General features: G+C 67.3%; 8 protein-coding genes, 1 tRNA gene and 1 pseudogene. 7 read left to right on the top strand and 3 right to left on the bottom strand.

The annotated features are described in order from the left end of the window. Together Q0C12_RS14015 and pyrC are read left to right on the top strand one after the other, a co-directional pair. On the top strand, positions 1 to 387 hold a 387-nt coding region (locus Q0C12_RS14015; RefSeq protein WP_290891245.1), incomplete at its 5' end, for an SgcJ/EcaC family oxidoreductase. Between the two features lie 175 nt (positions 388 to 562). Beyond that, positions 563 to 1,612 (top strand): dihydroorotase, encoded by a 1,050-nt coding sequence (pyrC, locus tag Q0C12_RS14010; RefSeq protein ID WP_290891243.1) that lies wholly within the window; start codon positions 563 to 565, stop codon positions 1,610 to 1,612. A 25-nt stretch (positions 1,613 to 1,637) separates the two neighbouring features. Here the strand turns inward: pyrC and Q0C12_RS14005 are convergent, their stop codons facing one another. Further along, a complete protein-coding gene (locus Q0C12_RS14005) occupies positions 1,638 to 2,837 on the bottom strand; it encodes a hypothetical protein (RefSeq protein ID WP_290891241.1) in 1,200 nt (399 codons plus the stop codon). Positions 2,838 to 3,036: 199 nt separating this feature from the next. Here Q0C12_RS14005 and Q0C12_RS14000 point away from each other — a divergent pair, with 199 nt between their 5' ends. Continuing rightward, on the top strand, positions 3,037 to 4,905 hold the full coding sequence (locus Q0C12_RS14000; RefSeq protein WP_290891240.1) for a DNA/RNA helicase domain-containing protein: 1,869 nt from the start codon (positions 3,037 to 3,039) through the stop codon (positions 4,903 to 4,905). A gap of 81 nt (positions 4,906 to 4,986) precedes the next feature. On the opposite strand, the gene Q0C12_RS13995 is transcribed toward Q0C12_RS14000, so the two are convergent. Beyond that, a tRNA-Met gene (locus tag Q0C12_RS13995) sits at positions 4,987 to 5,063 on the bottom strand. Positions 5,064 to 5,208: 145 nt separating this feature from the next. Here Q0C12_RS13995 and Q0C12_RS13990 point away from each other — a divergent pair. The 4 genes and pseudogenes from Q0C12_RS13990 to Q0C12_RS13975 all read left to right on the top strand — a co-directional run. After that, positions 5,209 to 5,700: pseudogene (locus Q0C12_RS13990) on the top strand (RNA pyrophosphohydrolase); the annotation flags it as partial. A 191-nt stretch (positions 5,701 to 5,891) separates the two neighbouring features. Beyond that, positions 5,892 to 6,095: a bacterioferritin-associated ferredoxin gene (locus Q0C12_RS13985; protein ID WP_290891238.1), complete on the top strand. Its 204-nt coding sequence runs from the start codon at positions 5,892 to 5,894 to the stop codon at positions 6,093 to 6,095. Between the two features lie 133 nt (positions 6,096 to 6,228). Next, positions 6,229 to 6,699 (top strand): bacterioferritin, encoded by a 471-nt coding sequence (gene bfr / locus Q0C12_RS13980; RefSeq protein WP_290891236.1) that lies wholly within the window; start codon positions 6,229 to 6,231, stop codon positions 6,697 to 6,699. A 205-nt stretch (positions 6,700 to 6,904) separates the two neighbouring features. Next, positions 6,905 to 8,299 (top strand): S8 family peptidase, encoded by a 1,395-nt coding sequence (locus Q0C12_RS13975; RefSeq protein WP_290891234.1) that lies wholly within the window; start codon positions 6,905 to 6,907, stop codon positions 8,297 to 8,299. Positions 8,300 to 8,350: 51 nt separating this feature from the next. Here Q0C12_RS13975 and Q0C12_RS13970 read toward each other — a convergent pair. Continuing rightward, the coding region (locus tag Q0C12_RS13970; protein WP_290891232.1) for an Hpt domain-containing protein at positions 8,351 to 8,771 on the bottom strand (421 nt) is incomplete at its 5' end.

Below are 8,771 nucleotides of genomic sequence, written 5' to 3'. Positions count from 1 at the left end.
ATCGCCGCCCTGTTCGACCGCTGGAACGCCGCCCTGGCCACCGGCAAGCCCGCCAACGTGGCCCAGCTCTACGCCGAGAACGGCGTGCTGCAGCCCACCGTCTCGAACTGGATGCGCGAAGGCCGCGACGAGGTGCAGGACTACTTCGTGAAGTTCCTGACCCTGCAGCCCAAGGGCGTCATCAACAGCCGCAACATCCAGAAGGTGGACGAGGACACCGCGATCGACGCGGGCATCTACACCTTCACCCTCACCGAAGCCGGCAAGAGCCGCCAGGTGCAGGCCCGCTACACCTACGTCTACGAGAAGGTGGACGGCGACTGGAAGATCGCCCTGCACCACAGCTCGGCGATGCCGGAGCCGGTGAAGCACCTCGCCGCGAACTGACGGTTCAACGCCAGACCGGGGCGGTTTGGCAGCGGGGAGCCCCCGGTGGGTGGGTTCCCCGCGTTTTACTTCGGAAAAAGCCCCTCTCCCGCCCACGGGAGAGGGGTTGGGGAGAGGGCCGCAGGCCCGCGCCGGATGCGCGACAATACCGCGTCCCCGCACCCCACCGACCGCCATGACCGCCACCCGCCTCACGATCACCCGCCCCGACGACTGGCACCTGCACCTGCGCGACGGCGACATGCTGGCCCGCGTGCTGCCCGACACCGCCCGCCGCTTCGCCCGCGCCATCGTGATGCCCAACCTGGTACCGCCGGTGGTGAACGCCACCCTGGCCGGCGCCTACCGCGACCGCATCCTGGCGGCGCTGCCCACGGGCCTGGCCTTCGAGCCGCTGATGACGCTCTACCTCACCGAGCGCACCACCCCCGCCGACATCGCCGCCGCCAAGGCCAGCGGCTTCGTGCACGCGGTGAAGTGGTACCCCGCGGGCGCCACCACCAATTCCGACTCCGGCGTGAAGCACATCGACAACTGCCACGCCGCGCTCGCCGCCATGGAGCAGCACGACCTGCCGCTGCTGGTGCACGGCGAAGTCACCGACGCCCACGTGGACGTGTTCGACCGCGAGGCCGTGTTCATCGAAACCCTGCTCAAGCCGCTGGTGCAGCGCTACCCGAAGCTGCGCATCGTGCTCGAACACATCACCACCAAGCAGGCCGCCGAGTTCGTGGCCGCGGCGCCGGCCAACGTCGCGGCCACCATCACGCCGCACCACCTGCTGATGAATCGCAACGCGATTTTCCAGGGCGGCATCCGGCCGCACCATTACTGCCTGCCCGTGCTCAAACGCGAAGAGCATCGCGTGGCCCTGGTCGCCGCGGCCACTGGCGGCAGTCCGAAGTTCTTCCTCGGCACCGACAGCGCCCCGCACACCCGTGGCGCCAAGGAATCGGCCTGCGGTTGCGCGGGCATGTACAGCGCGCATGGCGCGATCGAGCTGTATGCCGAGGTGTTCGAGCAGCAGGATGCGCTGGAAAAGCTGGAAGCGTTCGCCAGCTTCCACGGGCCGGATTTCTACCGCCTGCCGCGCAATAGCGACACGATTACCCTGGTGCGCGAGCCCTGGGACATTCCCGCCGAACTGGGCGAGGGCAGCACCGCGCTGGTGCCGCTGCGCGCGGGCACGTCGCTGGCCTGGCGAGTGGAAGGCCTGGCGGGCTGAGACGCGGGCCGGAACGCCAGGCGCGCTAGCCAGCAGGCGGTTGCGGGGTCGAAGGTGTCATCGAGGCGCCGTGGCCGTCGACATAGGTGCCGCCCTGGGGCGCTTCGGTCGCTTCGGCGGGCGCTTCCGCCGGTTCCGGCTCGGCCTGGGCCAGGTCGAATTCCGACAGCGGGCTCTCGGCCGGGCAGTCGGCATCGGGAAAACCGAAGTCCCGGCGCAGGGCCAGGCCGCAGGCGTTGAGCTGGTCCAGCTCGCTCTCGTGCTCGCGGCATTTGCGGTCGAAGGCGCGGGCGAACGCGTCGCGGCGCGCAACGAAATCCTGGCCACATTCCCGCTGCAGGCGCAGTCGGTCCAGGTCGTCCTGTGCCGGGTTCACGCCATCGAGGCCGAAGCGCAGCAGCTCGTCGGCCGACAGCATGCGCAGGCTGCGGTTGGGCACCGCCATCATCAGGTCGGCCACGTCCACGCTGGAACCATTGCGCTCAAGGTAGTCGCGAACGCGGCCATGCACCACGCGCAGCTCGGCGTTGAGTTCAGCGCGGGTGGTGGCGGTGGAACTCATGCGGATCAGCCGGTGGATGCCGACGTGGCCGGCAATCCGGCGCACGTCGCCGGCGCTGAGCAGGAACACGCAGGCGCTGTGGCAGATCGATTCCTCGCGCACCCAGATCGTCCAGCGGGACTCCGCGATGAAATCACCGGCCCGGATGGCATCCTCCACCATGCCGCCGGCGGAGTCGAGGTCGAGCACGCGCTTGCGGATGCCAAGCGCGTTGGCCACGCGCGTGGTCCGCTCGACCAGGGCGGCGAAGTCGGTGGCGATGCGGCCGCGGTAGCGCAGGCGCAGCACGCCGCGCTCGACGCAGCCGGCCAGCGCGGACTCCAGTGCCTCGCGGTCCAAGGACGGCAGCGGCTCGCCGTCGCCGTGCTCGTCATAGTCCAGGTCGCAGCTGATCCTGGCCTCGCCCGAGGCCAGCGGCACGGGCGACCAATCCATCGGCGCCGCGCGCGGCTTGCTGGGTTCGACGGCGGGCTTCGGCGCCGGGGCCGCGGGCGGGATGGGCGCGACGCTGACGGCGCCGTTTTCTTCCGCCACAGGTTCCACCTCCGGCACCGGGGCAGCGGTGGTGTCTACGGTGGGGTCGCGCTGGCAGGCGGCGAGGGACAGCAGCAGGGCCAAGGCCAGGAGCCGTCGGCAGAAGGCGGAGGAGGGTCCAAGCGTCATGACCGGAGGCTAGCACCGGCGGGATGAACGGACACAGCCTGGGCGGGTCGAATAGCCGGGATCCGGTGGCCGGCTTTTTAGGCTGGCCAGCGGCGTGTCCGGGAGAAATAGTCTCCCCGTGCCGCGGGTGAGCCGGCCCCTGGTGTTCGATTAGTCTGGGCTGGCGCGCACGCGGCGGGAAAACGGGAGACAACGCCAGATGATCATCTACAGCGGAACCCGGGCCGGGTTCTTGAAGGATGCGGACGGTTTCATTGAGGAAAGGATCGCCAGTGCATATTTGACCAGCACAGGCCGCTATGCCGGTCAGTCTGAGCAGCGCTCTTGGAAGGAATCCCTCAGTGAGATGGCCAAGGTTCTGCGGGCGCCCGGTCTTCCCGATGACATGGGCGTTGGCGTCGAGTACCAGATCCCCCAGAGCGCCAAGCGTATCGACATGCTCCTGACCGGGCATGACAAGGATGACAACCCGCACCTGGTGATCGTCGAACTCAAGCAGTGGTCGAACGCGCGGGTCAGTGACAAGGACGGCATCGTGATCGCGCAGCGCGGGGGTCCCCACGAAAGGGAAGGGCCTCATCCTTGCTACCAGGCCTGGTCTTACGCCGCCTTGCTCGAAGGATTCAATGAGGCCATCTACGATGGCGATATTCGTCTTCGCCCTTGCGCCTACCTGCACAATTATCGGCGCGACGGCGTCATTGATGACGCCCGCTACAACGAGTATTTGGAGAAGGCGCCGCTGTTCCTTCGGGGCGAACCTGAGCAGGAGCGTCTTCGGGATTTCATCCGGCGCCATATCCACCGGGGCGACAAGGCCTCGCTGCTTTACCAGATCGAGAATGGCCGCATCCGCCCGTCACGGCAGCTGGCGGATGCCGTGGCCGGCATGCTCGCGGACCAGCCGGAATTCGTCCTGGTCGATGAACAAAAGGTGGCCTATGAGACCGCACTGTCCCTGGCCGACAGAGCGGAATCTGGCAGCAAGCAGGTCCTGCTGATCGAAGGTGGCCCCGGCACCGGCAAGTCGGTTGTCGCCGTCAACTTGCTGGCCGAGCTAACCCGAAGGCGAAAGACAACCCGCTACGTGTCCAAGAATGCCGCGCCGCGAACGGTTTACGCCGAGAAGCTTCGGGGCAAGCGACGCCGCAATGAGGTCCAGGCATTGTTCGGAGGGTCTGGCGCGTTCGTCGACGCCGAGCCGGACGCGTTCGATGTGCTGGTGGTGGACGAGGCGCACCGGTTGAACGCGAAGTCAGGCCTCTACGGCAACCTGGGCGAGCATCAGGTCAAGGAGATCATGCAGGCCGCCCGGTGCAGCATCTTCTTCGTCGACGACGCCCAGCGGGTGACCTTGGCGGACATCGGCCAGAGCAACGAGATCGTGCGCTGGGCCGAACAGCTTGGCGCCGACCTGACCCGACTTGAGCTGCCGTCCCAGTTTCGATGCGCGGGTTCGGATGGGTATTTGGCATGGCTGGACCAGATGCTCGGTATCCGGGAGACAGCCAATGACACCTTCGACCCGGGGGCATTGGATTTCCGGGTGTTCGAGACTGCAACCGAGTTGCATGACCGGATCACGGAGTTGAACCAGGCAGCGAACAGGGCGCGGGTGGTGGCCGGATACTGCTGGGACTGGAACAGCAAGAAGCGACCGGATGCCTGGGATATCGAGATTCCGGAGCAGGGCTATCGGCGCCAGTGGAACCTCGGCAGTGACGGCAGCCTGTGGATCATGGCGCCGGAATCCGTGGCGCAGGTGGGTTGCATCCATACCTGCCAGGGGCTGGAGGTGGACTATATCGGCGTCATCCTTGGCCCCGACCTCGTGGCACGCGATGGGCGGCTCGTTTCCGTACCAACTGGCAGGTCCAAGATGGACCGTTCGATCCGTGGCTGGAAGAAATCCGCCAAACAAGATCCGACAACGTTGTCCCGTGTAGACAAGATCATTCGGAACACCTACCGGACGCTGATGACGCGGGGAATGAAGGGGTGCTTCATCACATCGACTGACGCCGAGACGCGCGAATTCCTGCGTGCTGCCGCAAAGTTGCCTCAGTAGTTGGGCCCGGGCCGGGTAATTCGGAGGTCTCGCAGCCGTCCAACATGCACAAAAAAACCCGCGAATACGCGGGCCTCTGGATGGTGGCTATGGGTGGACTCGAACCACCGACCCCAGCATTATGAGTGCTGTGCTCTAACCGGCTGAGCTACATAGCCATCGGGTACTGCGCGCTGTCCGTTGCAGACAGGGCCGCGAATTCTGGGCCGTTTGGCCGCTCCTGTCAATGCAATGCGTCCCGGCTTGTGGGGGCGCTCGGGGGTGTGGCAGGCTGGCCGCAGTGAAGTTTTTGGAGTCCGTTTCGTGGTCGATCCGGACGGTTACCGCCCCAATGTGGGCATCGTGCTCATGCACGGCGACGGGCGGCTGTTCTGGGCCAGGCGGGTCAACCGGGACGGTTGGCAGTTCCCGCAGGGCGGCATGAACACCGACGAGACGCCGCGCGAGGCCATGTTCCGCGAGCTGCGCGAGGAAACCGGCCTGCTGCCTGAGCACGTGGAAGTGCTCGGCTCCACGCCCGGCTGGCTTCGCTACCGCCTGCCCCGCCGCTGCGTGCGCCGGGGCAACCGGCCCGTGTGCATCGGGCAGAAACAGGTCTGGTTCCTGCTGCGCCTGACCGGCCAGGAGGCCGACGTGCGCCTGGACCTGACCGACAAGCCCGAGTTCGACAGCTGGCGCTGGGTGGACTTCTGGTACCCGGCCGAGCACGTGGTCAGCTTCAAGCGCGAGGTTTACGTGCGGGCGCTGCAGCATCTGGCGCCGCATGCGCGGGCCGTGGCGGGGCAGGATGCGGTGCCGGAGGCGGGGGAGTTGCTGAATGCCTTGATCCAGCCGGTTCAGGCGGCGGGGGGGCGGGGGCGGCGGTAGGGTGTTCGGGACTGAAGTCCCTCCTACAGGGATTGGGTTCGGGGATCGGGGATGCTGTTGACAATGGTTCGCATTTGCGTGGAGAATGCGAACCGTTCCCATTCCTGCATGGATTCCCCATGTACGTCTGCATCTGCCACGGCGTCACCGACCAGGACATCCGCAACGCGGCCGATGCCGGCTGCGGGTCGATGGCCGAGTTGACGATGCGCACGGGCCTGGGCAGCGGGTGCGGCACTTGCGGTGAGTTTGCCCGCGAGATTCTGGATGACGCCCGGGCGGCCAAGGCGCTGCCGTTGCCGGTGTTTGCGGTTGCGGCGTAAGGCTTCGGGACTGAAGTCCCTGCTACAGAATCCATACGAAAACGTTGGGTGAGAACGGGAGCGATTCCTGTTTCCGCACCGTGTTTCCGATGGAGTTATGGTGCCGGCCTGTCCACGGAAAAGGAGGCCCGCCATGAAGGGCGACGCCAAGGTCATCGCGCACCTCAACAAGGCGCTGTACAACGAACTGATCGCGATCAACCAGTACTTCCTGCATGCCCGCATGTTCAACAACTGGGGCCTGAAGGAGCTCGGCGAGCACGAGTACAAGGAATCGATCGACGAGATGAAGCACGCCGACAAGCTGATCGAGCGCATCCTTTTCCTCGACGGCCTGCCGAACCTGCAGAACCTGGGCAAGCTCTTCATCGGCCAGTCGCCGAAGGAAGCGCTGGAGTGCGACCTCAAGCTCGAGATGCAGGCGGTGCCCGACCTCAAGGCCGGCATCATCGACTGCGAGGCCGCCAACGACTACGTGTCGCGCAAGCTGCTGGCCGACATCCTGGAGTCCGAGGAAGAGCACATCGACTGGCTGGAAACCCAGCTGGCCCTGATCGAGCGCCTGGGCGAGCAGAACTACCTGCAGACCAAGATCGGCAGCTGAACCGCCCCGGGGAGGGCTGTAGGAGGGCCTTCAGGCCCGAAGCTCCTGGGCGAAGGGCTTCGGGCCTGAAGGCCCTCCTACATTGGTTGAGCAAGGTCGAGAGTGTGTTGTGCGCCGCAACATGACAGCCACGTTGCACAGCGATAGCGTCCAAGGCGCCCGCACCTATTCCGGTGCGGGCTTTCTTTTGGGGAGCTCTCGCAATATGAAGTCGATTCTCCGCACCACCGCCCTGGCCGCCGCCACCCTGGCCGCGCTGGGCCTGGCCTCCACCGCCGTCGCCGGCGGTCGCTCCGACCTCGTCCGCGCCCACCTCGACCAGGGCCGCCCGCACGTCGCCGGCGAGCTGATCGTCAAGTTCCGCGACGGCACCGATGCGGTCGCCCAGCAGCGCGCCATGGGCCGCGCCAACGGCGCCTTCCGCGACAACCTCTCGCCCGGCCGCAGCGGCCGTGGCGTGGGTGGCGACGTCGCCCTGTTGTCGGTGAAGGGGCACCGCAACCTGGCCGACGCCATCGCCGCGCTCGAGGCCGACGGCGACATCGAATACGCCGAGCCGAACTGGATCGTCAGCCACAGCGCCACCTCGAACGACACCCAGTTCACCAACGGCAGCCTCTGGGGCATGTACGGCGACGCCAGCTCGCCGGCCAACCAGTTCGGCAGCCAGGCCGCCGAGGCCTGGGCGCAGCCGGCGGGCGCCACCTGTGGCGACGTGGTGGTCGGCATCATCGACGAGGGCTACATGTACACGCACGAGGACCTCGCCGCGAACGCGTTCAAGAACCCGGGCGAGATCGCCGGCAACGGCATCGACGACGACGGCAACGGCCTGGTCGATGACGTCTACGGCTGGGACTTCGACGGCAACAACAACACCGTGTTCGACGGCACCGCCGACGACCACGGCACCCACGTGGCCGGCACCATCGGCGGCGTCGGCGGCAACGGCAAGGGCGTGGCCGGCGTGTGCTGGTCGGTGCGCCTGATGGGCGCGAAGTTCCTCGGCAGCCGCGGCGGCACCACCGCCAACGCCATCAAGGCCGTGGACTACTTCACCGACCTCAAGATCCGCCATGGCCTGAACATCGTCGCCACCAACAACTCCTGGGGCGGCGGTGGCTACTCGCAGGCGCTGAAGGACGCGATCGACCGCGCCAATGCGGCCAACATCCTGTTCATCGCCGCGGCCGGCAACTCGGGCGCCAACAACGACGCCACCGCGGCCTACCCGAGCGGCTACACCAGCCCGAACGTGATCGCCGTGGCGGCCACCACCTCGGCCGGCGGCCTGGCCAGCTACTCGCAGTACGGCGCCACCACGGTGGACATCGGTGCGCCGGGCTCGGGCATCATTTCCACCGTGCCGGTCTCGGGCGGCAAGGGCAAGAACGCCACGGTCGCCTCGGGCTACGCCAGCTACAACGGCACCTCGATGGCCACCCCGCACGTTGCGGGCGCGGCGGCGCTGTACGCCTACCGCAACCCGGGCTCGACCGCCGCGCAGATCAAGGCGGCCATCCTGGGCTCGGCGGTGCCGACGCCGTCGCTGCAGGGCAAGGTGCTGACCAACGGCCGCCTGGACGTCAGCGGCTACTGATCCACCGCGTCATCGCATGACGAAAAAGCCCGGCCATTGGCCGGGCTTTTTTTATCTCAGGAGGGCATTGAGGGCGGCGCTGGCGCGGCGGAACTCGGATTCGAGCACGGCCACGGCCACGGCGGGGCGGGGCAGCACGCCCTGGCGGGCGCCGAGTTCGATGCGCTTGGCGGCGGCCGACAGGGCCATGGCGCCCAGGTTCGCCGCGGCCGACTTCAGCGTGTGCGCCGGCGCGACCATCTTGCTCATGTCGGCGGCGGTGGCGGCGGCCTCCAGCGCCTGCACGTGCTTGGGCGCGTCTTCCAGGAACAGGCGCACCAGGCTCAGGTATTCGTTGCCCATCACGGCGCGCAGCTCGTCCACCACTTCGCTGGCCAGCACCGGCGGCGGCGCCGGTGGCGCATCGGGGCCGAGCTGGGCGGAGTAGGGCTCGGGCGCGGCGGCGGCCGGGCGAACCGGAGATCGGAAGAGC

The organism is Arenimonas sp. (assembly GCF_022842045.1).
Lineage (GTDB): Bacteria > Pseudomonadota > Gammaproteobacteria > Xanthomonadales > Xanthomonadaceae > Arenimonas.
This window is presented reverse-complemented; position numbering and strand designations above follow the sequence as displayed.

Coding starts and splice junctions, on each gene's coding strand:
- Q0C12_RS14005 (WP_290891241.1), bottom strand. CDS start 2,837: ATGACGCTTGGACCCTCCTCCGCCTTCTGCCGACGGCTCCTGGCCTTG.
- Q0C12_RS13975 (WP_290891234.1), top strand. CDS start 6,905: ATGAAGTCGATTCTCCGCACCACCGCCCTGGCCGCCGCCACCCTGGCC.
- pyrC (WP_290891243.1), top strand. CDS start 563: ATGACCGCCACCCGCCTCACGATCACCCGCCCCGACGACTGGCACCTG.
- Q0C12_RS14000 (WP_290891240.1), top strand. CDS start 3,037: ATGATCATCTACAGCGGAACCCGGGCCGGGTTCTTGAAGGATGCGGAC.
- bfr (WP_290891236.1), top strand. CDS start 6,229: ATGAAGGGCGACGCCAAGGTCATCGCGCACCTCAACAAGGCGCTGTAC.
- Q0C12_RS13985 (WP_290891238.1), top strand. CDS start 5,892: ATGTACGTCTGCATCTGCCACGGCGTCACCGACCAGGACATCCGCAAC.